Annotated in this window: 24 protein-coding genes; 8 read left to right on the top strand and 16 right to left on the bottom strand. The window is 63.2% G+C overall.

Annotated features, from left to right (window positions below):
• Window positions 1-11: 11 nt before the first annotated feature.
• The 3 genes from NKJ20_RS17190 to NKJ20_RS17180 form a co-directional block, all read right to left on the bottom strand.
• On the bottom strand, window positions 12-665 hold the full coding sequence (locus NKJ20_RS17190; protein WP_352702109.1) for a glutathione S-transferase family protein: 654 nt from the start codon (window positions 663-665) through the stop codon (window positions 12-14).
• Window positions 666-756: 91 nt separating this feature from the next.
• A complete protein-coding gene (locus NKJ20_RS17185; protein ID WP_352457886.1) occupies window positions 757-1734 on the bottom strand; it encodes a threonine ammonia-lyase in 978 nt (325 codons plus the stop codon).
• 206 nt (window positions 1735-1940) lie between these two features.
• Window positions 1941-2258, bottom strand: coding sequence for a hypothetical protein (locus NKJ20_RS17180; protein WP_023679003.1), 318 nt, complete (start codon window positions 2256-2258; stop codon window positions 1941-1943).
• A 182-nt stretch (window positions 2259-2440) separates the two neighbouring features.
• Between NKJ20_RS17180 and mbfA the strand changes: the two genes are divergently transcribed.
• A complete protein-coding gene (gene mbfA / locus NKJ20_RS17175) occupies window positions 2441-3424 on the top strand; it encodes an iron exporter MbfA (RefSeq protein ID WP_352745581.1) in 984 nt (327 codons plus the stop codon).
• Between the two features lie 6 nt (window positions 3425-3430).
• Here mbfA and NKJ20_RS17170 read toward each other — a convergent pair whose 3' ends face one another.
• The 3 genes from NKJ20_RS17170 to NKJ20_RS17160 all read right to left on the bottom strand — a co-directional run bounded on the left by NKJ20_RS17170 (window position 3431) and on the right by NKJ20_RS17160 (window position 4416).
• Window positions 3431-3775, bottom strand: coding sequence for an antibiotic biosynthesis monooxygenase family protein (locus NKJ20_RS17170; protein WP_023679001.1), 345 nt, complete (start codon window positions 3773-3775; stop codon window positions 3431-3433).
• Window positions 3772-4104 (bottom strand): NIPSNAP family protein, encoded by a 333-nt coding sequence (locus NKJ20_RS17165; RefSeq protein ID WP_352451858.1) that lies wholly within the window; start codon window positions 4102-4104, stop codon window positions 3772-3774. The genes NKJ20_RS17170 and NKJ20_RS17165 overlap by 4 nt, the downstream gene beginning before the upstream one ends.
• Before the next feature lie 96 nt (window positions 4105-4200).
• Window positions 4201-4416, bottom strand: a complete 216-nt coding sequence (locus NKJ20_RS17160; protein ID WP_352451859.1) for a DUF1127 domain-containing protein — start codon at window positions 4414-4416, stop codon at window positions 4201-4203.
• Between the two features lie 69 nt (window positions 4417-4485).
• Between NKJ20_RS17160 and NKJ20_RS17155 the strand changes: the two genes are divergently transcribed.
• Window positions 4486-5160 carry an ArsR/SmtB family transcription factor gene (locus NKJ20_RS17155; RefSeq protein ID WP_352745578.1) on the top strand — a complete coding sequence of 225 codons (675 nt, stop codon included), beginning with the start codon at window positions 4486-4488 and terminating at the stop codon, window positions 5158-5160.
• A 119-nt stretch (window positions 5161-5279) separates the two neighbouring features.
• Here NKJ20_RS17155 and ligD read toward each other — a convergent pair whose 3' ends face one another.
• From ligD to NKJ20_RS17140, 3 genes are all read right to left on the bottom strand, one after another.
• Window positions 5280-7784, bottom strand: coding sequence for a DNA ligase D (gene ligD / locus NKJ20_RS17150; RefSeq protein WP_352745576.1), 2505 nt, complete (start codon window positions 7782-7784; stop codon window positions 5280-5282).
• Window positions 7785-7793: 9 nt separating this feature from the next.
• A complete protein-coding gene (ku, locus tag NKJ20_RS17145) occupies window positions 7794-8645 on the bottom strand; it encodes a non-homologous end joining protein Ku (RefSeq protein ID WP_352539795.1) in 852 nt (283 codons plus the stop codon).
• 118 nt (window positions 8646-8763) lie between these two features.
• Window positions 8764-9270: a YciE/YciF ferroxidase family protein gene (locus NKJ20_RS17140; protein WP_352473615.1), complete on the bottom strand. Its 507-nt coding sequence runs from the start codon at window positions 9268-9270 to the stop codon at window positions 8764-8766.
• Window positions 9271-9676: 406 nt separating this feature from the next.
• On the opposite strand from NKJ20_RS17140, the gene NKJ20_RS17135 reads away from it, so the two are divergent.
• The 4 genes from NKJ20_RS17135 to NKJ20_RS17120 all read left to right on the top strand — a co-directional run bounded on the left by NKJ20_RS17135 (window position 9677) and on the right by NKJ20_RS17120 (window position 12277).
• Window positions 9677-9823: a hypothetical protein gene (locus NKJ20_RS17135; RefSeq protein ID WP_023718851.1), complete on the top strand. Its 147-nt coding sequence runs from the start codon at window positions 9677-9679 to the stop codon at window positions 9821-9823.
• A 257-nt stretch (window positions 9824-10080) separates the two neighbouring features.
• Entirely contained in the window at window positions 10081-10461 is a 381-nt protein-coding gene (locus NKJ20_RS17130; RefSeq protein WP_352745634.1) for a thiol-disulfide oxidoreductase DCC family protein, read from the top strand.
• 63 nt (window positions 10462-10524) lie between these two features.
• A complete protein-coding gene (locus NKJ20_RS17125) occupies window positions 10525-11736 on the top strand; it encodes a saccharopine dehydrogenase family protein (protein WP_352745574.1) in 1212 nt (403 codons plus the stop codon).
• Window positions 11729-12277: a DUF4166 domain-containing protein gene (locus NKJ20_RS17120; RefSeq protein WP_352745571.1), complete on the top strand. Its 549-nt coding sequence runs from the start codon at window positions 11729-11731 to the stop codon at window positions 12275-12277. The genes NKJ20_RS17125 and NKJ20_RS17120 overlap by 8 nt, the downstream gene beginning before the upstream one ends.
• On the opposite strand, the gene NKJ20_RS17115 is transcribed toward NKJ20_RS17120, so the two are convergent.
• From NKJ20_RS17115 to NKJ20_RS17105, 3 genes are all read right to left on the bottom strand, one after another.
• On the bottom strand, window positions 12166-12549 hold the full coding sequence (locus NKJ20_RS17115; RefSeq protein ID WP_352451865.1) for a DUF1850 domain-containing protein: 384 nt from the start codon (window positions 12547-12549) through the stop codon (window positions 12166-12168). The two genes, NKJ20_RS17120 and NKJ20_RS17115, sit on opposite strands and share 112 nt — an antisense overlap.
• Window positions 12546-14642, bottom strand: a complete 2097-nt coding sequence (locus NKJ20_RS17110; protein ID WP_352745569.1) for a TRAP transporter permease — start codon at window positions 14640-14642, stop codon at window positions 12546-12548. The genes NKJ20_RS17115 and NKJ20_RS17110 overlap by 4 nt, the downstream gene beginning before the upstream one ends.
• A gap of 160 nt (window positions 14643-14802) precedes the next feature.
• Window positions 14803-15762: a TAXI family TRAP transporter solute-binding subunit gene (locus tag NKJ20_RS17105; protein WP_352457892.1), complete on the bottom strand. Its 960-nt coding sequence runs from the start codon at window positions 15760-15762 to the stop codon at window positions 14803-14805.
• 253 nt (window positions 15763-16015) lie between these two features.
• Between NKJ20_RS17105 and NKJ20_RS17100 the strand changes: the two genes are divergently transcribed.
• A complete protein-coding gene (locus NKJ20_RS17100; protein ID WP_352451868.1) occupies window positions 16016-16369 on the top strand; it encodes a YciI family protein in 354 nt (117 codons plus the stop codon).
• Window positions 16369-17625: an RNA polymerase sigma factor gene (locus tag NKJ20_RS17095; RefSeq protein ID WP_352745566.1), complete on the top strand. Its 1257-nt coding sequence runs from the start codon at window positions 16369-16371 to the stop codon at window positions 17623-17625. The genes NKJ20_RS17100 and NKJ20_RS17095 overlap by 1 nt, the downstream gene beginning before the upstream one ends.
• Before the next feature lie 15 nt (window positions 17626-17640).
• On the opposite strand, the gene NKJ20_RS17090 is transcribed toward NKJ20_RS17095, so the two are convergent.
• From NKJ20_RS17090 to NKJ20_RS17075, 4 genes are all read right to left on the bottom strand, one after another.
• Complete coding sequence (locus NKJ20_RS17090) at window positions 17641-18261, bottom strand: glutathione S-transferase family protein (protein ID WP_352451870.1); 621 nt, start codon at window positions 18259-18261, stop codon at window positions 17641-17643.
• Window positions 18262-18395: 134 nt separating this feature from the next.
• Window positions 18396-19376 (bottom strand): cysteine synthase A, encoded by a 981-nt coding sequence (gene cysK / locus NKJ20_RS17085; RefSeq protein WP_352457895.1) that lies wholly within the window; start codon window positions 19374-19376, stop codon window positions 18396-18398.
• A gap of 166 nt (window positions 19377-19542) precedes the next feature.
• Window positions 19543-20160 carry a LysE family translocator gene (locus NKJ20_RS17080; RefSeq protein ID WP_352451872.1) on the bottom strand — a complete coding sequence of 206 codons (618 nt, stop codon included), beginning with the start codon at window positions 20158-20160 and terminating at the stop codon, window positions 19543-19545.
• A gap of 87 nt (window positions 20161-20247) precedes the next feature.
• Window positions 20248-21603 (bottom strand): PQQ-dependent sugar dehydrogenase, encoded by a 1356-nt coding sequence (locus tag NKJ20_RS17075; RefSeq protein WP_352745562.1) that lies wholly within the window; start codon window positions 21601-21603, stop codon window positions 20248-20250.
• Window positions 21604-21624: the final 21 nt, after the last annotated feature.

Raw genomic sequence — 21624 nt, 5'->3', positions numbered from 1 at the left:
AAGATCGAGATTCACACGGACTTGGCCTGGCCCGGGACCGGTGTCAATTCAGGCGCATTGAGCCCTTCGAAGGGATCGCGCCAGGCGTCGATTTCTTCGAGTTGAAGATACCAGCGACTGACAGAGGGATAGTCATCGAGCGGCAATCGGGCGACATCGTTGAAGGGCAGAAACGTCGCCATTCGAAAGTCGGCATAGGAAACCGAAGCGCCGACCAGCCATTCTCGCTGGGAAAGCTCGGCATCAAGTATGGCAGCGGCCGTGCGGAAGTCGCTCAGGCCCTCCTCAACCCGCGCCTGATCTATCGGGCCGAGCCCATAGCGCTGTTTGGTCCCGCGTTCGAAATGCACGACATCGCAGGCTCTTGCGAAGTTCTCTTTCCCCCAACTCAGCCATCGGATCATCTCGGGCTCGTCGTCGCCAGCGCGCCAGAAATCCGAATGCATATCGCGCGAAAGCCGACAGGCTATGGCGTCGGCCTCCCAGAGGCTTTTTCCCGAACCTATAAGGATGGGCAATGAAAGATTTGGATTGAGCGGCCGAAATCGCTCGGCCTGGCCCGGAGCGAAGGGAGAGGCAAATTCAAACTCGACCTTGGCGTTGAGATACCGTGCCACCGCGACCGCGAGGCGAGGATTGGGATTGCGGCTGAAGAACAGTTTCATTGATCTCAGTCTTTGAAGGTACCGGTTCGACCGGGTGCAACGGACGCTTGAGCACCTCGAATCGGCACATGAGCTGGAACTGATTGCTATCCTAGCCGGCAGCAATAATCTCGGCATAGGTGCTGAGATCGACATTGCCGCCGGAGAGCACCACGGCAATGCATTTGCCGGCAAGGTCGATTTCGCCTGACGACAGCGCGGCCAAGCCGACGCAACCGCCAGGTTCGACCACCAGCTTCAGACAAGCCATCGCGTCGCGCATCGCCTGTGTCACCGCGCTGTCGGAAACGGCGATGGCGCCGGCGAGATTCTTGCGGTTGATTTCGAAAGTGATCGCGCCCGGCTCGGCGACGAGAAGGGCATCGCAGATCGAGGTGTGGCCGGGCGCGTTCGACACCCTGGCGCCTTTGATCAGCGAACGGCGTGTGTCGTCGAAATGCTCGGGTTCCACGGCCCAGACGGCGGTGCCCGGCGAGGCGTCCTTGACCGCGATCGAAATGCCGCTGCTCAACCCGCCGCCGCCGCAGGGAACCACCACCGCATCGAGGCTGACGCCAAGCGCTCTTGCTTGGCGCATCAATTCGAGGCCGATCGTGCCCTGGCCGGCGATGATAGCCGGATCGTCGTAGGGCGGCACCAGGACCATGCCGTTTTCCACGTAAGAACGGACGACGGCAGTGCGATCGTCGCGGACCCGGTCGAAGGTGATCACTTCGGCGCCCATCTTCCTGACATTGCCGACCTTCATCGCCGGCGCATCGGCGGGCATGGCGATGACGGCCTTGACGCCGAACATCGCCGCTGCGGCGGCAACGCCTTGCGCGTGATTACCCGACGAGAAGGCGACGACGCCGCGGGCGCGTTCTTCCGCCGAGAGCGAGGAGAGCTTGTTGTATGCACCGCGGAACTTGAACGAGCCGGTGCGCTGCAACGTCTCGGGCTTGAACAGGATCCTGGCGCCGAAGCGCTTGTTCAACTCCGGCGATTCGATCAGCGGCGTTTCGACGATCAGTCCGGACAATCGCGCTGCTGCGCTGTGAATATCGGCGATGCCGGGAGGGGTGGTCATGGCTAGGGTCCTGCAAGAGATGAGACCGCCTATGCTGCACGGAAAGGGAGGCGGCGCACCAATGAAAAAATGTGACCGTTACAATTCGTCCTTGGAGGCAGGAGAGTGGGGCGTGACTGTCCCCACCGCCTCCTCAGCCCTCTGCCATGCATTCGTCGCTTCAGTCGACAAATCGTTGTCGATTGACCGGCATAGCCTGCCGCTCCTCACCCCAACAGCGTCTTTTGCCGTTTGGGGCCGCCCATCTTGCGCCAGGTGTTGAAGCGGTGGGTGGCGGCGGCGAAGGAGATCTTCATCTGTTGGGCGACCGAATAGCGCGACTTGCCCTCGTCGAACAGCCGATAGCAGCACTCGACGCCCTCCTCGGTCAACTTGCCGTCGGGAGCCTTGTTGTGCGGATTGGCGGGATCAAATTTTTCGACCTGCTGCTCGACTAGGCCTTTCAGGCGCTGCAGATCCGCCTCAATATTAGCGATAAGGTCGAGAACCGGTTTGGGATCAAACAGCTGCTGTTTTTCCGGCATCTGCGGCGTTCCTTTCTCTTGGTTGAGATTCGGTTATATAAGTGAACGTTTGCCGATAGCAACGGCGATGTGTTCGGAATTTTTGAAGCCTGTACCTTTTGAGCATGAGTGGAGCGCACACGATTGACCGGCGACGTGCGAGGTCATAGTTTAGAACTATTCTAAACTAGGGTGAATTTCTCATGCTTTCCCGCGTTTTCGGCTTCGGCCGCCGTCCCTTTGAATCGCTCTCGGAACAGGAGATCCTGGCGCTCGCCATCTCCTCCGAGGAGGATGACGGGCGCATCTATCGCGCCTATGCCGACGGGCTGGCGGAGAGCTTTCCGCAATCGGCCAAGGTGTTCGAGGAGATGGCGGAGGAGGAGGACGGCCATCGCGATTCGCTGATCGAGCTTTACCGCAAGCGTTTCGGCGAGCGCATACCGCTGATCCGGCGCGAACATGTGAAGGGCTATTACGAACGCAAGCCGGACTGGCTGGTGAGGCCGCTCGGCATCGATCATGTGCGCAGCCAAGCCGAGGCCATGGAGCGGCAGGCCTACCTGTTCTATATCGAGGCGGCCAAACGCACAGGCGATGCGTCGACGCGAAAGCTGCTCGACGACCTGGCGATCGCAGAACAGGGCCACGAGACACTGGCGCAGCGGCTGGAGCAAAAGCATGTGCCGGGCGAGGTCAAGGACGAAGAAACAGCAGCCGAGCAGCGCCAGTTCATCCTGACCTATGTCCAACCGGGGCTGGCCGGGCTGATGGATGGCTCGGTGTCGACGCTGGCGCCGATCTTTGCCGCCGCCTTTGCCACGCATGATACGTTCCAGACCTTTCTGGTCGGGCTTGCCGCCTCGATCGGCGCTGGCATCTCGATGGGTTTCACCGAGGTGGCTTCCGACGACGGCAAATTATCGGGCCGCGGCTCGCCGGCAAAACGCGGGCTGACCGTCGGCGTCATGACGACGCTGGGCGGGCTCGGCCATGCGCTGCCCTATCTAATCCCGCTTTTTTGGACGGCGACCATTGTCGCCGCCGTGGTGGTTTTCTTCGAGCTGTGGGCGATCGCCTTCGTGCAGAACCGCTACATGCAGACGCCATTCTGGCGCGCCGCCTTCCAGGTGGTGCTGGGTGGCGCGCTGGTGTTTGCGGCAGGGGTGCTGATCGGGAATGCCTAACAGTCCTTAACCATTTACCGCCTGGCTGTCCTGAGGCGCCTCTGCGCGTTCGGTCAGGCCGTAATCGCGCACGACATGGGCGATGCGCAAACGATAGTCCGCAAAGATACCGCCGCGCCCGGCCTTCTGCGCCTGCCGATGTTCCTGCGTGTTGCGCCAGGTCTTCACCGCGTCCTCGTCGCGCCAGAAGGACAGCGACAGGATGCGGTTCGGATCGGCAAGGCTCTGGAAGCGCTCGATCGACAGGAAACCGTCGATGCCGTCGAGCAGTGGGCGTAGGTCGGCGGCGATGCCGAGATAGGCATCGCGCTTGCCCGCCGCCGGCTCGACCTCGAAGATGACGGCGATCATGGCTTCACCAAAGGAGCATGCGGCCCGGAGGCCAGCTTGAGGAAGATGCGGTCCTCCTTCAGAATGAATTTTTCCCGTCGGGCGAACTCGTAGTTCGCCTTGCCGGCGGGATCGGCGGCGAGCCGGGCGCGGTAGGCTTCGTAGGCCGCAAGACTGTCGATGTTGTAGGCGGCATAAGCCGTGGTGGCCGAGCCTTCGTGCGGCGCGAAATAGCCGACCAGATCGGCGCCGCAGCGCGGGATCGCCTGCCCCCAATTGCGTGCATATTCCTCGAATGCCGCCTTGCCGAACGGATCGATCTCGTAGCGGATGAAGCAGGTGATGGTCATTTTCGCCTCCTTGGCGGTGGATGTTTTCTTGCGGTCACAGTTCGAGCCGGATCGAAACGTTCCGAAGATCGATATGCTAGGCAAATCCCTCGCTGATCATGCCTGCCAGAACGATTTCGCGCATTCGCGGCGGACGTCTTCAGGTGTCAGGCCAAGGTCACGCAGCAGATGATCGTCGATCTCGGCGAGGTCGAGACGCTGCAAATGACGGTCGTACCACTGCTTCAGGAGCCGCAGCCGCAAGCGGCGCAAGACAATGAACGGGAACGGCCGGCGAGCAGGCGCGGCGCTGAGAATGGTCCTTGCAGGCATCGTTGTTTCCTTGATTTGCATCGAGACTAATGCTTTATCTGACGAGGATGCTTCGATGAGGAACGAACTATGCGCGAAGGACCTGACATAGCCCACATTGCCAGCCTGGTGGGCGATCCGGCGCGGGCAAACATGCTGTCCGTATTGATGGGCGGCACGGCACTGACGGCGAGCGAACTGGCACTCGAAGCCGGGGTGTCGCTTCCGACAGCGAGCTCGCATCTGTCGAAGCTGATGGAAGGCGGGCTGCTGACACTGGCGAGCCAGGGGCGGCACCGCTATTACGGCCTCGCCGGCCCGCAGGTGGCGGGAATGATCGAAGCCATCACCGGCGTTGCCGCTGCGGTCGGACCGCAGAGGGTGCGACCCGGCCCTCGCGACGCGGCCATGCGCGTGGCGCGGGTCTGCTACGATCACCTCGCCGGCGAGCGGGCGGTGGCGATGCTGGACCGTCTTGTGGCTCGACAAGTGCTCCTGCGCGACGACAAGGTGATCCAGCTTGGGCCGTCGGCCGCCTCGCATTTCGCCGCGATCGGCATCGACATCCATACCAAAGCGCGGCGACCGGTGTGCCGCGCCTGCCTCGACTGGAGCGTGCGGCGTTCGCACCTCGCCGGCACGCTGGGCGCCGCCATTCTCGACAAGATCCTCGCCGAGAAATGGGCGCGGCGCGAGAAGGACAGCCGTGCCGTGATCTTTTCACCGGTAGGCAAGCAGGCCTTCGAGACGACGTTTCTCGCCTGACGGCTCGCTTCAATGCGCTAGAACGGTTCGTCGTTTCACGGAAACGCCGAACCGCTGTATCTTTTTGTTTTGAAGCATGTCGTTGTCGCAAACCGCTGCACATTTTTGCGCGACATGCATTAGCCGCGCTTGAGCGGCTTAGCCTGCTTGAAAAAATCCGCCCAGGGATCGGCTTGCCCGAGCCGCTTCAGCGTCGTCTTGTCGCCGATCGGAAAGGCGTTCGGCGGCAATCCGGCCTCGATTTCCGCCCAGGTCACTGGCATCGATATCGTGGCGCCTTTTTTGGCGCGCGACGAATAAGGCGCAACCGTGGTGGCGCCGCGGCCGTTGCGCAGATAATCGACGAAAATCTTGCCGGTGCGCGCCCTCTTCGACAGCGTCGCCGTGTAGCGGTCGGGCGCGGCCTGTTCGAGCGCTCGGGCGAACTCATGGGCGAAGCCTTTGACCTCGTCCCAATCCGCCGACGGCTTCAGCGGCACGACGATGTGATAGCCCTTGCCGCCCGAGGTCTTGACGAAATTCGGCAGGGACAGTTCGTCGAGCCGGCCGCGGATATCGAGCCCCGCGGCACGCACCGCCTTTACGTCGACACCCTCGTCGGGATCGAGATCGAAGATGATCTGGTCGGGTTTTTCCAGTTCGTCCGTGGTCGAGCCCCAGATGTGGATCTCGACGACGCCGAGCTGCACCAGGGCCACGACACCGTCGAAATCGCGGATGAACAGGATTTCCTCGCCGTCCGTCGGATCCTTCATCACGGCTATTTTTTCACTCATGCCCGCTGAGGCATGCTTCTGGAAAAAGCGTGGGCCGCCGACGCCGTCCGGCGCCCGCACCAAGCTGAGCGGCCGATTGACGATGAACTGCTTCATGCGCGGCCAGACAAGCGCATAATGATCGACCAGATCCTGCTTCGATACCTTCTCCTGCGGCCACAGAAGCTTGTCCGGGCGAGACAGCGTAACCGACGTTTTCGCCGTCCCGGCGGGTTTGGCGGGCTTTGCCTTGGGCTGCTCTGCCGGCGCTGAGTGTGCTTTCGGTTTCTCCTGCACGACTTCCTCCGCCGGCTTGTCCTCGCGCAGTCCCTGGAACGACGCGTGGCGTATTATACGGTCCGACGTCCAACTGCGAAACTCCACCTCGCCGACAAGTTCGGGCTTGACCCAGACCAGCCCCTTGCCCCTTGGCACCGCCCCGTCGAAGGGCGAGGACGTCGTCTTTAGCGCATCAAGGCTCGTCTTCAGCTCGTTGGTGCTTTTGGCCGTGAAGCCGGTGCCGACGCGGCCGGCATAGCGCAGCTTGCCGCCCTCGTGATAGCCGACCAGCAACGAGCGCAGGCCGCGCCCGGTCTTGTCCGACGGCATATAGCCGCCGATGACGAACTCCTGGCGCGCCGTGCATTTCGACTTCACCCACGAGGGAACACGACCGCTGCGGTAGGGCGCATCGGCGCGCTTGGAGACGACGCCTTCGAGGCCCAGGCGGCAAGCGTGCTCCAGCATAATCTTGCCGGGCTCGGCAAAGTGGTCGCTGAAGCGCACGGCCTGATCCTCGACCTGTCCGGGGAGCAAGGTGCGCAGCCTTTCCTTGCGCTCGACCAGCGGCTCGGAACGGATATCCTCGCCGTTGAGACGCAACAGGTCGAAGACATAGTAGATGAAACGATCCGTACGGCCCGCCGACAGATCCTGCTGCAGCAGCGAGAATGACGAGACGCCATTATCCGCCAGCACGACGATTTCGCCGTCGATGATGGCGTCGGTGCATTTCAGGCCGCCAAGTGCGGCGACAATCGCGCCACCGAATTTGTCGGTCCAGTCGAGGCCGGTGCGTGTCAAAAGCCGCACCTCGGTGCCGGCAAGCTGCGCCTGCATGCGATAGCCGTCGAACTTCACCTCATGCAGCCAGTCCTTGCCGGGCGGGGCGTCCCGCTCCAGCGTTGCGAGCGCCGGTTCGATGAATTCCAGCCGCCTTGCCGCGACGGCCTTCGCTTTGCTGGCGGCCGGCCTGTCGGACTGCCAGACGCTTGGCTTCTTGCCGTCGGCGGTCTTGCCTTCGCCGACCTCCTCGATGGTCAGGCCGGATTTCACCGATTGTGGCGCCTCCTGCAAAATATCCTCGCCTGGGCGTGCGGCGGCATCGTCGGATTTGATCAGCAACCAGTTGTCACGCTTTTCGCCCGGACGCGGCTTCAGCCGCACCAGATGCCATGCGCCATGCAATTTGTGGCCATGCAGTTCGAAACTGATATGGCCTTTCTTCATCGCCTTTGCCGGGTCGCCATCGGGGACCCAAGTTCCCTCATCCCAGACAATGACCGAGCCGCCGCCATATTGGTCCTTCGGGATGGTGCCTTCAAACGGCGCATAGTCGATCGGGTGGTCCTCGACATGCACGGCGAGTCGCTTTTCGTGCGGGTCGAGGCTCGGGCCTCGCGTCACCGCCCAGCTCCACAGCACGCCGCCGTGCTCGAGACGAAGGTCGTAGTGAAGCCTGGTGGCGGCATGCTTGTGGATGACGAAGATGCCACCCGGCACGGCTTTCTTGCCGCGCGAAACCTTGCCGGCTGGTTCGGCCGTCTTCTTGAAATTGCGCTTGGCGTGATACTGCTCGAGGCTGGCCATGGGCGGATCCTAAGCAGATTTGCGCCGGGCGGCTTTGGACTTGGCGCCTTTTCCCGGGCGTCCGGTCTTTGCCGGCGCACCGGCTTCCGACGAAAGGCTCTTCTTCAGCGCATCGAAGAGGTTGACGACGTTGGAGGGCCGTGGTTCCGCCTTGGCCTTCGGTGCCTTCTTGCCGGCCTTCTTGGCGCGGACCAGCTCGATCAGGGCATTTTCGTATTTGTCCTCGAATTCGGAAGGATCGAACGCCGCCTGTTTCTCATCGACGATGTGTTCGGCCAGCCTGATCATCTCGGCGTCGGTCTTCACCGTCTTGATGTCGCCGAACACTATCTCGGGCCTGCGAACCGTATCGCCATAGCGCAAGGTCGTCAGCAGCAGACCCTTGCCCAACGGCTCGATGACCACCGGACGTTCGCGGCGATAGAGCACAATGCGGGCCAGCCCCGCCGTCTTCTTGGCGGCCATGGCGTCGCGGATGACGGCGAAGGCCTCTTCCGAGACCTCGTCCGCAGGCGTCACATAATAGGGCGCGTCGAGATAGATCTGCTGGATCGAGGATTTTTCGATGAAACCATCGAGGCTCATCGTGTGCGAGGATTCGATCTGCACGGCTTCGATCTCCTCCTCCTCGATTTGGACGAAGTCGCCGTCGCCGATTTCGTAGCCCTTGATCTCGTCGCCTTCATCGAGCGGCTTGCCGCTTGCCGAATCGACATAGACGCGCTTGACGGTATTGCCGGTCTTGCGGTTGAGCACGCGGAATGAGACTTTCTCCGCCTGGGTGACGACATTGGTCAGTTCGACGGCGCAAGTGACCAGCGAAAGCTTGAGATACCCTCTCCAGGCCGGGCGCGGCGCCATGACAAACTCCCTGCACGACAATGTTCAACCGAGAACGGGCAAAGTCCGTTCCGGTTCCGGCAGCGCAAAGGCAAGTCCGGGCTTTCAACCCAGCCTTGCCTTGTTCTCACTCACTGCGCTACTCGGCGGCTTGCAGGTTGACCTTGCTTTCCGCTATCTCGGTAAGCTTGCGGTCGGTTGCCTGCTCCTCCTTGAGGTTGTTGGCCAACACATTGGCGCAGTCGCTGCGGCCCAGTTGCTTGGCCCAAGCAATCAGGGTGCCGTAACGGGTCATCTCATAATGCTCGACCGCCTGGGCAGAGGCGATCAGCGCAGCGTCGAGGACCTCCTTGTCGGCGATGTCGCCGCTGACGTCGTCGGCTTCTTCGAGAATGCCGTCGATGGCTGGGCAGTCGACCTGCTTGGCCTTCACGCCGTGCAGTTCGAACACCTGCTCGACACGCTGGATATGACCCTTGGTCTGAGCGAGATGTTTCTCAAAGCCGGCTTTCAGCTGCGGATCACTCGCCTTGTCGATCATCTTCGGCAGCGATTTCTCGATCTGTTTTTCAGCGTAATAGATGTCGCGCAGCGTGTGCACGAAGAGGTCGTCGAGGGTTTTGATATCCTTCGAAAAGAAACCCATGGCCTTTGCCTTTCCATTGCTCTTGCGGTTTCGGATTTTTGGCTGCGGCCCACCCGAGCACCACAGCCTGTGGAGCCGGTTCGTCCCGGCACTGGGAAATCAACGTGCGGCTGACGGGCCGGTTCCTGGTTTTCCGGCCGCGTGCACGGAAATTTCGCGGTCCGGCAAAACCTGAAACAAAACCGCGCCTCTGCGACATTCAGGCGAAACATATGTGATGCAAAAGTCACACTGGACGAAATGCCGACGGACTGCATGGAAACACCGCGAATCAGCCGCATTCCAGCCATGAACAAAGGCATTTTCGACCAGAGATTAACATCGCGTTCACCGACTATTCACGCCTGGACGCTATGATCCCCGCAATTCGGAAGGGACATCCGAAACGGGACAGGGACCGAGTAAAATGAGCTTCTGGAATCAAATCGCCGGCTATGCCGCCGCCATCCGCGAATTCGTCGCTCCGACCTATCGGCCTGAGCGCTATTATATGCGCGGCCCAGGCCCCGCCTGCGCGCGCCGTGGCAACACGCTTGGGATCAGCGTGCACTAATGATGACCACGGAAAGCCGTCACGACAGCCGGATCTGCCGGCCCGACGCCGACAACCGGTCAACGACCTATCGCGCCGAGCGCCCTGCGCTGACCGACAGACGGCGTGCGACAACGCCAGGCCTCTAGCATTCCGGGCTTTGATCCAGCCGCCGGCAGGCCTAGTGTCGCCTGACACCAGCTGCCGGGCGTCACGTGATCGTCGAGCCGAACCATTCTCCTGAGCCGCCACAATTCGGTGCAAGTCGCCCGTTGATCGTGTTCGACGGTATTTGCGTGTTGTGCTCGGGCTTTGTGCGCATGGTGGTGAAGCTCGACCGCAAGGGCCGCTTCCATTTCGTAACGGCTCAGTCGCCGTTCGGCGAGGTGCTGTTCAAGAAATACGGGCTGCGGACGGATAGCTACGAGACCAATCTCGTCATCATCGATGGCGCCGCTTTCACCCGCCTGGACAGTTTCGTTGCCGTCATGGCCGAACTCGGCTGGCCGTGGCGGGCGGCGCGGGTGCTGCTGCTGTTGCCGTGCCAGCTTCGCGACTGGCTCTACGACCGCATCGCAAAGAACCGCTACGCCCTGTTTGGCAAAAAGGACAGCTGTGAAATCCCTTCCGCCGAGGTCAGGGCAAGGTTGATCGGCTAGGGTTCGTTGCCGTCGCCGGACGTAGCGAGCGGGCGGCGCGCCGGCACTTTGGGGGAACTGCGAATGAAGGTTCTTATAGTCGGCGGCTATGGCACCTTTGGTGGCCGTATCGTCGAGCTGCTTGACGACGAGCCGCGTCTGATCCTGATCGTCGCCGGGCGTTCGCTTGCCAGGGCCGATGCCTATTGCAAGAAGCGCGCCCCGACAGCAGCCCAGCTGGTGCCGGCACTGTTCGACCGTGACAGCGATCTCGCCGCGCAACTCGCTGCATTTGAGCCTGATATTGTAGTCGACGCGAGCGGTCCGTTCCAGGCCTATGGCGAGGGACGCTATCGCCTGATCGAGGCCTGCATCGCCCGGCGCATCAACTATCTCGATCTAGCCGACGGCTCGGATTTCGTCGCCGGTGTCTCTGCGTTCGACGAGGCGGCGCGAAACGCCGGCGTCTTCGTGCTGTCCGGCGTGTCGAGCTTTCCGGTGCTGACGGCGGCGGTGGTGCGTCGCCTGTCTTCGGACCTGACGCGGGTCGACGGCATTCGCGGCGGCATCGCGCCTTCGCCCTTTGCCGGCGTCGGCGGGAACGTCATCCGGGCTATCGCCGGTTATGCCGGTCGGCCGGTGCGGCTTGTTCGCAATGGCCGTCCCGAACAAGGCCGTCCGTTTACCGAGCAGCTGCGCTACACTATCGCGCCGCCGGGCCGGCTGCCGCTTCGAAACACGCTGTTTTCTCTGGTCGACGTTCCGGACCTGCGCGCTCTGGCCAAGCTTTGGCCGGAGGCGAAGACCATCTGGATGGGCGCCGGGCCGGTTCCCGAGACGCTGCACCGCGCCCTGATCGGCCTCGCCTGGCTGGTGCGCGCCGGATTGATCGGTTCGCTTTCGCCGCTGGCGCCGCTGATGCATCAGGCAACGAACCGGCTGTGCTGGGGCGAGCATCGCGGCGGCATGTTCGTCGAGGTGGAGGGATCGGACCGGGCGGGCGCCACCGTTAAGCGCTCGTGGCATCTCTTGGCGGAGGGCAATGACGGGCCGCTGATCCCGTCGATGGCGGTCGAAGCGTTGGTCCGCAAAGCATTGGCCGGAGATCAGCCCGCGCCGGGCGCACGGGCTGCCGTGCGCGATCTGGAACTCCGGGATTACGAAGCCCTGTTCGCTGGCAAAACGATCTGCACCGGGTTCAGGGACGAGCCCAGCGACGAGAGCGAGCCGCTTTATGCCGAGCTGCTCGGCAATGCCTGGCAAGACCCTGCCCGACGCAATTCGTTCAATGCATGACCGTACGATCACGGCGGCAGGCCGCGCGTGCGTCGAACGCGGGCGCAATGTTCTTGGCCGGCTAATGGCCTGGATGGTCGGCTTCCCCGGGGCAAGCGAGGGCATCCCGGTTCATGTCCGCTTCGACACCGACAAGGACGGCGAGACCTGGACGCGGACATTCGGCAAGCACAGTTTTTCGAGCGTACAGTCCGCGGGCCGGGGTCGATCGCAGCGCCTGCTGTGCGAACGCTTCGGCCCGCTGACCTTCGCGATGGCGCTGGTTGCAGAAGACGGCCGGCTGGCGCTGGTCTTGCGCCGCTGGAGTTTTTTTGGCCTGCCGCTTCCGATGTGGCTCGGTCCACGCTCGACTTCCTACGAAACGGTGAAGGATGGCCGCTTCCGCTTCCATGTCGAGATCTCGCATCCGCTTGCCGGCATGATCGTCCGCTACCGCGGCTGGCTGGAGCCCTCCGGCCCGCACGGCTCCAGCGAGATCGTGCCGCCTGCCAGTTTGGCCAGTTCGCGACAGTCCTGCGCCGTGCACAGCGTCCAGCCCTGACCCGTGGCACCCGAGGCGGCGAGCGCGAGGCGCCGCTGTGGCCCGACCTTGGGCGCATAGACCCACCAGCCGTTTCTCAGCACCGAGCCTTGCGGCGGCTCCATCCCGGCGCCCGATCCCTTGATGCGGGCCTCGACCAGCTGCAGGCCGGACGGCAGCACCTTCCAGTCTTCCTGCCACTGGGTCTTCTCCACCGAATGCACCCAGGAGAGCGTGAAGGCAGCGACCGCGAGCGTTACCGTCTTGCCGGCCGCGACGATGCAGAGGCTCATGCTGAATTAGCCAGCGAAGCCTGCCGCGCGCGCCAGCAGTGCCAGCCGATCCAGACAAGGGACAGCGCCCAGCCCGCCTCGTCAGTGAGCGGCAGCGCCGCAACCAGCAGCACGCCGGCGGCGAAGGCGACGAGGCGTTCCCACCAGGCCATGCGCCGCGCGAGAAATCCGACGGCCGCGGCGCCCCACAGGACGATACCCATGCAGGCTTTGATGACGATATAGGCGACCTCGACGGGATAGCCGAACTGGGCGGCGATCGGGCCGGGGTCCTGCAGCATCAGCGCCGGGGTATAGACCGCCATGAACGGCACAACGAAGCCGGCAATGGCAAGCTTGGTGGCCTGGACGCCGATCTTGAGGCCGCTTTCCTTGGCCATGGGCGCGGCGGCGAAGGCGGCCAGCGCCACAGGCGGGGTGAGATCGGCCATGATGCCGAAATAGAAGACGAACATATGGCTGACCACCAACGGCACGCCGAGCGACAGCAGCGCTGGCCCGGCCAGCGACGAAGTGATGATGTAGTTGGGAATGGTCGGTATGCCCATGCCGAGCACCAGGCAGGTGAGCATGGTCAAAAGCAGCGACAGGAACAGATTGTTCTCGCCGATCGAGATGATCCAGCCGATGAAGGTCGAGGCGATGCCGGTAAGCGTCAACGTGCCGATGACGATGCCGACAATGGCGCAGGCAATGCCGACCGGCAGCGCGTTCTTTGCTCCTTCGGCAAGCGAATCCACGCATATGCGCAGCGTCTCGCGCCCGCCCTTGAAGGTGAGGCAGGCGGCGACCAGCACGGCGATGACCAGGCTGAGGATGTTGACGCCGAATTTCATGAAGGAAGCCGCGGCAAGTCCGAGCGCCAGCCAGAAGACGATGCGGAAGGCGAGCGGCCCGATTGATGCTGCCAGCGGCGTGCCGAGGATAAGCACAATGGTCAACGCCAGGCCCATGGTGCCGGCGAACACCGGTGTGTAGCCGGCAAACAGCAGGTAGATCAGTGCTGCGAGAGGCAGTACCAGCGGCCAATGTTGTCTCACCGCATCCCACGGGTTGGGCAGGTCGGCCTTGGCCATGCCGTGCAGGCCGGCCTTGCCGGCTTCCAGGTGCACCTGCCAGAAACAGGCGCCGAAATAGAGCAGCGCCGGAATGATCGCCGCCTTGACCACAGCGGCATAGGGGATGTTCAGGGTCTCGGCCATGATAAAGGCAACCGCTCCCATCACCGGCGGCATGATCTGACCGCCCATCGACGAGGTCGCCTCGACGGCGCCGGCGAAAGCCGAGCGGAAACCGAAGCGCTTCATCAGCGGGATGGTGAACTGGCCGCTGGCCACCACATTGGCGACGCCGGAGCCGGAAATGGTGCCCATCAGCGCCGAGGACAGCACGCAGACTTGTGCCGGGCCGCCGCGCCATGAGCCGACCAGGCCAAGCGCAAAATCGTTGAACAGCGCGATCATGCCGGCGCGCTCAAGAAAGGCGGCGAAAACGACGAAGATGAAGATGTAGGCGGCCGAGACATAGATCGGCGTGCCGTAGATGCCTTCGGTACAGTAGGCGAAGGTGTCGACGAGCTGGGCGAAATCATAGCCGCGATGGATGAACGGCGGTGGCAGATGATTGCCGGCAAATGCGTAGGCGAGAAAGATGAAGGCAATGACGGCAAGCGGCAGCCCCATCAACCGCCGCGCCGCCTCGAAGACCAGCACGACCAGCACCGCGCCGACGATCAGGTCAGGCGTGGTGAGAAAGCCGGAGCGGCGGATGAGGTCGGCATAGAACACCCAATTGTACAGACCGGTGGCGAAACCAAGCAGGCCGAGCGTCCAGAACACTGCTTTCGCCGGGACGCTTTTGGCGCGCAGATTGGCGATTAGGGCAAAGCCGAGCAGCAGCAGGAAGCCGACATGCATGGCGCGTATGACCTGGCTCGGCAGGCTGCCATAGGCGGCGATGTAGATTTGGAAGATGGAGAAGGCGATGGCGATAAAAAAAGCCGCCTTGCCGGCGATGCCTTCGCCGAAGCCAGGCGGCAATCCTTCGACAGGAGCTTCCGCTGTGGGGGAAAGAACGGTCGGGGTTACGGTCATTAGCGGGGTTCCTGGCGGGGCGGTCCCCTCCTCGAGGGGAGGGTGCCGAGCGAAGCGAGGCGGGTGGGGTCGGTGCGGCAGTGCGCGGCCTCAACCGACCCTACCCGTCCATTCGCCTTCGGCAGCTGTTCACCTTCTCCTCAAGGGGAGGGATGGCTCCTTACTTCACCAATCCCTTTTCCTTGTAATACCTCTCGGCGCCTGGATGCAGCGGCACCGGCATGCCGTCGAGCGCCTTGGCCGGGTCGATCGCCTTGGCGGCGGCGTGGGCAGCGGTGAGCTGGTCGAGATGCTCGAACAGCAGTTTCGTCATCTGGTAGGCGGTCTCGTCGGAGACATCGGCGCTGGTGATCAGGAAATTGCCGACGGCGGCGGTCGCAACATCCTCGGTCTGGCCCTCGTAGGTGCCCTTGGGGATGACCACGGAAAGATAGGGCGAGCCGATCTTGGCGACGTCCTCCGCCGGCACGGCAACGATGTTTACCGGCACTGAGGTGGCGAGGTCACGGATCGACGCGACCCCAAGGCCAGCCGACTGCAGCGTGGCGTCGAGCTGGCGGTTCTTGATCAGCTCCACCGATTCGGCGAAGGGCAGATATTCGATCCGCCCGAGGTCTTCGTATTTCAGCCCGGCAGCGGCAAATATCGTGCGGGCGTTGAGCTCGGTGCCTGAGGCCGGCGCGCCGACCGAAAGGCTCTTGCCCTTGAGATCGGCGAGCGTCTTGATGCCGGATTCCTTGCTGGCGACGATCTGGATGTAATTGGGATAGATGGCGGCAATGCCGCGCAGCTTGTCGAGCTTGCCTGGGAAGCCTGCTTCGGTGTTGCCTTCGGCGGCCAGCTTGACGGAATCGCCGAGCGCAAAGGCGATCTCGCCCTTGCCCTGCTGCAGCAGGTTGAGGTTTTCGACCGACGCTTTCGTCGCCTGCACCTGGGTGCGCGCGCCTTCGATGCCCTTGCCGTAGATTTCCGACAGCGCGACGCCGAGCGGATAGTAGACGCCGGACGTGCCGCCGGTCAGCACGTTGATGAATTCCTGTGCCTTGACCGATACCGCGCCAAGGCCAAGCGACAGCGCCAGCACGCCGGCTGCAACAAATTTCGTCCTGAAATTGAGCATGCGATTTCCTCCCTGAAAATTCGCCGCCGTGCCCTCCTCGGCGGCACGAAGCGAGTTTAGACAGCGGGCGGGAAATGCCAACCCGCAATAGCAGCGATTAGACGAACGGCTAAGCAGTGCCGCAACACGTTGGCGCTTGCGCGAGGTCGCATCGCGGCAGAAAGATTTTTCCAGCGCTTGTCGAAATCCGGCAGGGCCGCGCGACATAAGTCCGGCTCGCAACGATGCGGCCTTCGAGAAACGGGAGAAGACCATGCGATACATGCTTTTGATCTATGGAAACGAAGCGGGGATGGCAGCCGCGCCAGCAGATGCGGTGACACAGATGTCGAGCGCGTACGTCGCCTACACCGAAGCGTTGAAGAAATCCGGAGCCTGGCTCGCCGGCGACCGGCTGAAGCCGACGCAATCCGCTACCTCGGTGCGGATGGCCAATGGCAAGTCCAACGTGCTCGACGGCCCCTATGCCGACACCAAGGAGCAGCTTGCCGGCTTCTATATGATCGAAGCGGAGGACGTCGACGCCGCCATTGCCTGGGCGGCGCGCTGCCCGGGCGCCAGCACCGGCACGGTAGAGGTGCGGCCGATCTGGGAACTCACCATGTGATGCCGGAATTGCCCGATACTGCGCGGGCGGCGGCGGAAGCGGCCGCCCGGCAAAGCTACGGCAAGCTGGTCGCTTATCTCGCCGCGCGCACGCGCGACGTGGCCGCTGCCGAGGACGCATTGGCCGATGCCTTTGCAGCGGCGCTCGAGCGTTGGCCACAGGCGGGCGTGCCCGATAAGCCGGAAGCCTGGCTGCTGGCGGTGGCACGCAAGCGCCGCGTCGACGCGGTCAGACGGCGGCTGACACGCGAGGCGGGCCGCGACCACCTCAGACTGATCGCCGAGGAGATGGAGGCGCGCATGGCCGAGGAAGACCTGCCGGACGAGCGGCTCAGGCTGATGTTTGCCTGCGCCCATCCCGCGATTGAGGCCGGCGTGCGAGCACCGCTGATCCTGCAGACGGTCCTGGGCTTCGACGCAGCGACCATCGCCTCGGCTTTTCTTGTCTCGCCAGCCACGATGAGCCAGCGCCTGGTGCGCGCCAAGACGCGAATTGGCGAGACAGGCATTCCGTTCCGCGTGCCGGAGCGGGCCGAGCTCGGCGAGCGGCTGGGCACCGTTCTGGAAGCGATCTACGCGGCGTTTGCCGAAGGTTGGTCCGACCCGGCCGGCACCGAAACGCGGCGCCGCAATCTCGCGACCGAAGGCATCTGGCTCGGCCGTCTGATCGCCTCGCTGATGCCGGATGAGCCGGAAGCACTCGGCCTGCTGGCGCTGATGCTGTTCGCCGAGGCGCGGCGTGCAGCCCGGCGCAATGCGGCGGGTGACTATGTGCCGCTGGCCGAGCAGGATCTTGCATTGTGGGACGACACCCTGATCGATGAAGCGGAGGCGCTGCTCGGGCGCGCGGCCGCCGAGGGTGTTGTCGGCCGCTACCAGCTCGAGGCCGCCGTGCAATCCGCCCATACGACACGGCGGCTGACCGGTTGTACCGACTGGGTCGCGATCAAGGAGCTCTACGACGCGCTGTCGGTGATTGCCGGCTCGCCGGTGGTGTCGATCAACCGTGCGGTGGCGATTGCCGAGGCCGAAGGTGCTTCAGCAGGATTGGGCGCGCTTGATCAACTCAGCGGCGACAAGCGGCTGTATGACTATCAACCTTACTGGGCCGCCCGCGCGGGCCTGCTGGCCAGACTCGGCAAAGTTCCGCAAGCGAGCGAGGCCTATGACCGGGCTATCGGCCTCGAACGCGATCCGGCCGTGCGCCGGTTCCTGCAGGAACGACGGGCATGGCTCGGCCACGCGGAAAGACACTGAGACAAGGCGGAGTGCTTAGGCCGGCCACATGTCGTGGGAAGCATTCAGCCTCTTTATCACTCGATGTTCCCGCAAATTGGCCCACAGGCGTTCGATATTCGGCCAAGCGGTTGGAACCTTCGCGACCTCCGGATGCCAGGCCACCAACATGACGAGATAGATGTCGGCCAGCGAGAGCCGGTCGCCGGCCAGCCAGTGATGGCCTGCGAGGGCGGCATCGAGAATGGCGAAGCTGCGATCCATTTCCGAGACCGCCGCCTGTTTGACAGCGTCCACGCCGCGGGGATCGGTCGTGTAGCGATGAGCGTAGAAGAACCGCAGGTCAGCCGAATAGATGGAGGACATGAAAAACATCCAGCGCAGGAAGTCGGCACGGTCAGCCGAACTTGCAGCGGGCGCCAGTCCTGCTTCCGGGTGGCGCTCGGCCAGCAGGATGCAGATCGCCGCCGATTCGGTCATCGAGCGTCCGTCCGGCAAGATCAGGACCGGCACCTGGTTCAAGGGGCTGATATCTAAAAAGGCCTGGTCGGGTCGGCCCTTCGGAACGTCGATCTGGTCGAAAGGCACGCCCGCCAAAGCGAGCGCCGCCTCGATGACAAAGCCGCCGGTATTGGCACGCGTATAGAGCTTGTACATGAAGTCCTCCACCTGCCGGGCAGCGACGATTTGATACGGAAGGGACCCGCCGCTCCAGCGAACGATGTCGCTACAGGTATTTTCAGCGGCCCGCCGGAGGGCAGCGCGAAGGGATCGCTACTCGTGTCCAGACCCTAAGTCCCCAACCCCTCGAACAGGATCGTCGAGAGATAGCGCTCGGCGAAGGAGGGGATGACGACGACGAGGTTCTTGCCCTTGTTCTCGGGCCGCGAGCCGACGACGATCGCTGCTTGCAGGGCGGCACCCGACGAGATGCCGACCGGCACACCTTCGAGCCGAGCGACGAGCCGTGCATTGGCAACCGAATCCTCGTTCGAGACCTTGACGATCTCGTCGTAGATCGTCGTATCGAGGATTTTTGGCGCGAAGCCGGCGCCAATGCCCTGGATCTTGTGCGGGCCTGGCTGACCGCCCGACAGCACCGGCGAGGCTTCCGGTTCGACCGCGACGACATGCACCGAGGGCTTGCGCTTCTTCAGCACCTGGCCGACGCCGGTGATGGTGCCGCCGGTTCCGATGCCGGCAACGAAGATATCGACTTCCCCATGGGTGTCGTTCCAGATTTCCTCGGCCGTGGTGCGGCGATGGATTTCCGGATTGGCCGGGTTTTCGAATTGCTGCGGAATGACAGCGTCGGGCAGCGTTGCCGCCAGCTCGTCCGCCTTGGCGATGGCGCCCTTCATGCCTTTCGGCCCTTCGGTCAGCACCAGTTCGGCACCGAGCAGAGCCAGCATCTTGCGGCGTTCGACGGACATGGTTTCCGGCATGGTCAGGATCAGCTTGTAGCCCTTGGCAGCGGCGGCAAAGGCGAGCGCGATGCCGGTATTGCCCGAGGTCGGCTCGATCAGGGTGGTCTTGCCGGGCGTAATCCTGCCCGAAGCCTCCAATGCCTCGATCATCGACACGCCGATGCGGTCCTTGACCGAGGCGATCGGGTTGAAGAATTCGAGCTTGGCCAGCAGATTGGCGACGACACCCTTCTCCCTGGCGAATTTATCAAGCCGCACCAGCGGCGTGTCGCCGATCGTCTCGGTGATCGAATTGTAGATGCGGCCGCGGCCGGGCACGTGTGCGGGGGTGGCGGGCTTGTTCATTGATTTCCTCCCAGAGGTCAAGCGGCAAGAGTCGGGCGGGGCCTAGGATAGAGCCATCCGCCGCGCAAGATAGGCTGTCGACCGAAAAATATCCGAGTGAAGTTCGTGCTGAGTACCCCCGCCCTTGCAAGGCGTGGCAATCCTTGGGCGGATTGGCGAAAGAGATCTATTGGCGGGCGGCAATTGCCGCCGCCGCACCGACCATGAAGCCCGCGGCGGTGCGGTTGAGTACCCTCAGCGCCCGCGGCGACTTCAGGAACCAGCGCGCCTTGGCCGCCAGCGCCAGATAGGGCACCAGCACCACGAGCAGGACGACGATGGTGAGCGCGACGAGGATGCCGTAATCGGCCAGCGTGATCGTCTTCAGATCGACGATGGTCGGGGTGATGGCAAGATAGAAGATCATCGTCTTCGGATTGCCGAGCGTGACGGCGAGGCCGGCTACAAAGCTGGATGCCAAGCCGCCCTTGCCTTTCTTCGCCTCCACCGTCTCCGGCGTGATGCCGCTCGTCCAGAAACGCCAGCCAAGAAAGGCGAGGTAGGCGACGCCCAGCCATTTGATGGCCAGGAAGACCATGCCGAAAGTTTGTGCGACGAAAGCCAGGCCGAGCACCACGGCAGTGAGATAGGTCAGGTCGCCGAGCATCAGCCCGAACGACATGGCCAGCGACGAGCGGAAGCCGGAACCCAGCGCACGCGCAACGAGCGCGGTGACGCCGGGGCCGGGGATGGCCGCGGCGATGCCGAGGGCGGCGCTATAGGCGAGAAACCCGGTGAGTGTCATGATTCGCGCTTGTCGCACAATGTTGAAGTTGGGTGAATTCCCTCGGCCCGGATTCGATTGCGCCAGCGCAGCAGGCGACACCGCCGTTCAGGAGCGGCCGTCTTCGTAGGTAACGCGCCAGATGGTGCCATTACCGTCCTCGGTGACGATCAGCGAGCCGTCCTTGGCCATCGCGACACCGACCGGGCGGCCCCAGACGGCGTCGTTCGAGATGACGAAGCCGGTCATGAAGTCCTCATATTCGCCGGTCGGCTTGCCATCCCTGAATTTGAGCCTTACCACCTTGTAGCCGGTCCTGGCGCCACGGTTCCACGAACCATGCATGGCGACGAAGGCGTCACCCTGATAATCCGCCGGGAAGTTCTTGCCGTCGTAGAAGGCTATATTCATCGGCGCCGAATGCGCCTGCATCAATACATCGGGGACAGTGGCCTTGCCGGCGAGGTCTGGCCGCTCGCCCTGATGGCGCGGATCCTCGTTATTGCCGATGTAGTACCAAGGCCAGCCATAGAATCCGCCGTCCTTGACCGCTGTTGCAAATTCGAACGGCACATTGTCGCCGAGCTCGTCGCGCTCATTGACGACGCACCACAATGCGCCGGTGGCGGGCTGCACGGTCATGCCCGTACAGTTGCGCAGGCCGGTGGCGACAGTTCGGGGATTTTTCCCATCCGGGTCAAAGGCGAGCACATCGGCACGGCCGTCCTCGGAGCCCCAGGCCGCCCCGAGCGGCTTTGATTTGGCCCAGGCGTCGAGGCCGCTATCCGGCTCCTTGCCTATATCCTCGGCGACGTTCGAGGCGGAGCCAACCGACAAATAAAGCGTTTTGCCGTCCTGCGAGAAGGCGATGTCGCGGGTCGTGTGACCACCCGACGGGATTTGGGCGACAATGGTTTCTGGTTTTCCGGATGTCTTCAAGTCGCCATCGCGATAGGGGAAGCGGACGATGCTGTCGCTGTTCGCGACATAGACCCATTGCGGTTTGTCTCCTGGCGGATAGAAGGCGATGCCGTAGGGATAATTGAGCCCCTTGGCGAAGATCGCTTTCTCGATGGGCTTGGCGCTGCCCTCGGCGAGACGATAGACGCGTATTTGGTCGGCATGGCTGTTGGCAACAAACAGGTCGCCATTCGGAGCGACGCGCACGACACGTGGATTGACGATGCCGGATGCGATCATTTCAGCCGAAAAGCCCGACGGCAATTCTGGCTTGGCGCTTTCGGGCCGTTCCGCCACACCGGCGCCGTTCGAAGCGGATTGGCCGGGGTCGGCTGCCGGCATGTCTCGCGGCCCAATCAGGCGTCGGACGCCAGGCCTGTCGGCTTGCCAATCGCCAAACGCGGCTTCGCCTTTGAGCACATTCTGGTCCGCCTGCTGGGCGGCTGCCGGTGTCGCAACAAGGAGGGCAGCGGCAACGGCCGCAAAGCCGCCAGATCGGATCATCAACGTCCTCCGGGATTCGCC

It is taken from the genome of Mesorhizobium sp. M0185 (genome assembly GCF_040322175.1).
Lineage (GTDB): Bacteria > Pseudomonadota > Alphaproteobacteria > Rhizobiales > Rhizobiaceae > Mesorhizobium.
The sequence above is the reverse complement of the archived record's forward strand: the minus strand, read 5'-3'. Positions and strand labels throughout refer to the sequence as shown.

Excerpts from the sequence above, each read along its gene's own strand:
- cysK (WP_352457895.1), bottom strand. The coding sequence starts at position 19,376 with ATGAACAAGCCCGCCACCCCCGCACACGTGCCCGGCCGCGGCCGCATC.
- NKJ20_RS17180 (WP_023679003.1), bottom strand. The coding sequence starts at position 2,258 with ATGCCGGAAAAACAGCAGCTGTTTGATCCCAAACCGGTTCTCGACCTT.
- NKJ20_RS17185 (WP_352457886.1), bottom strand. The coding sequence starts at position 1,734 with ATGACCACCCCTCCCGGCATCGCCGATATTCACAGCGCAGCAGCGCGA.
- NKJ20_RS17075 (WP_352745562.1), bottom strand. The coding sequence starts at position 21,603 with ATGATCCGATCTGGCGGCTTTGCGGCCGTTGCCGCTGCCCTCCTTGTT.
- ku (WP_352539795.1), bottom strand. The coding sequence starts at position 8,645 with ATGGCGCCGCGCCCGGCCTGGAGAGGGTATCTCAAGCTTTCGCTGGTC.
- NKJ20_RS17155 (WP_352745578.1), top strand. The coding sequence starts at position 4,486 with ATGCGCGAAGGACCTGACATAGCCCACATTGCCAGCCTGGTGGGCGAT.
- NKJ20_RS17115 (WP_352451865.1), bottom strand. The coding sequence starts at position 12,549 with ATGAGCCTCTGCATCGTCGCGGCCGGCAAGACGGTAACGCTCGCGGTC.
- ligD (WP_352745576.1), bottom strand. The coding sequence starts at position 7,784 with ATGGCCAGCCTCGAGCAGTATCACGCCAAGCGCAATTTCAAGAAGACG.
- NKJ20_RS17100 (WP_352451868.1), top strand. The coding sequence starts at position 16,016 with ATGCGATACATGCTTTTGATCTATGGAAACGAAGCGGGGATGGCAGCC.
- NKJ20_RS17090 (WP_352451870.1), bottom strand. The coding sequence starts at position 18,261 with ATGTACAAGCTCTATACGCGTGCCAATACCGGCGGCTTTGTCATCGAG.
- NKJ20_RS17125 (WP_352745574.1), top strand. The coding sequence starts at position 10,525 with ATGAAGGTTCTTATAGTCGGCGGCTATGGCACCTTTGGTGGCCGTATC.
- NKJ20_RS17080 (WP_352451872.1), bottom strand. The coding sequence starts at position 20,160 with ATGACACTCACCGGGTTTCTCGCCTATAGCGCCGCCCTCGGCATCGCC.
- mbfA (WP_352745581.1), top strand. The coding sequence starts at position 2,441 with ATGCTTTCCCGCGTTTTCGGCTTCGGCCGCCGTCCCTTTGAATCGCTC.
- NKJ20_RS17095 (WP_352745566.1), top strand. The coding sequence starts at position 16,369 with ATGCCGGAATTGCCCGATACTGCGCGGGCGGCGGCGGAAGCGGCCGCC.
- NKJ20_RS17105 (WP_352457892.1), bottom strand. The coding sequence starts at position 15,762 with ATGCTCAATTTCAGGACGAAATTTGTTGCAGCCGGCGTGCTGGCGCTG.
- NKJ20_RS17120 (WP_352745571.1), top strand. The coding sequence starts at position 11,729 with ATGCATGACCGTACGATCACGGCGGCAGGCCGCGCGTGCGTCGAACGC.
- NKJ20_RS17140 (WP_352473615.1), bottom strand. The coding sequence starts at position 9,270 with ATGGGTTTCTTTTCGAAGGATATCAAAACCCTCGACGACCTCTTCGTG.
- NKJ20_RS17110 (WP_352745569.1), bottom strand. The coding sequence starts at position 14,642 with ATGACCGTAACCCCGACCGTTCTTTCCCCCACAGCGGAAGCTCCTGTC.
- NKJ20_RS17190 (WP_352702109.1), bottom strand. The coding sequence starts at position 665 with ATGAAACTGTTCTTCAGCCGCAATCCCAATCCTCGCCTCGCGGTCGCG.
- NKJ20_RS17170 (WP_023679001.1), bottom strand. The coding sequence starts at position 3,775 with ATGATCGCCGTCATCTTCGAGGTCGAGCCGGCGGCGGGCAAGCGCGAT.
- NKJ20_RS17165 (WP_352451858.1), bottom strand. The coding sequence starts at position 4,104 with ATGACCATCACCTGCTTCATCCGCTACGAGATCGATCCGTTCGGCAAG.
- NKJ20_RS17160 (WP_352451859.1), bottom strand. The coding sequence starts at position 4,416 with ATGCCTGCAAGGACCATTCTCAGCGCCGCGCCTGCTCGCCGGCCGTTC.
- NKJ20_RS17135 (WP_023718851.1), top strand. The coding sequence starts at position 9,677 with ATGAGCTTCTGGAATCAAATCGCCGGCTATGCCGCCGCCATCCGCGAA.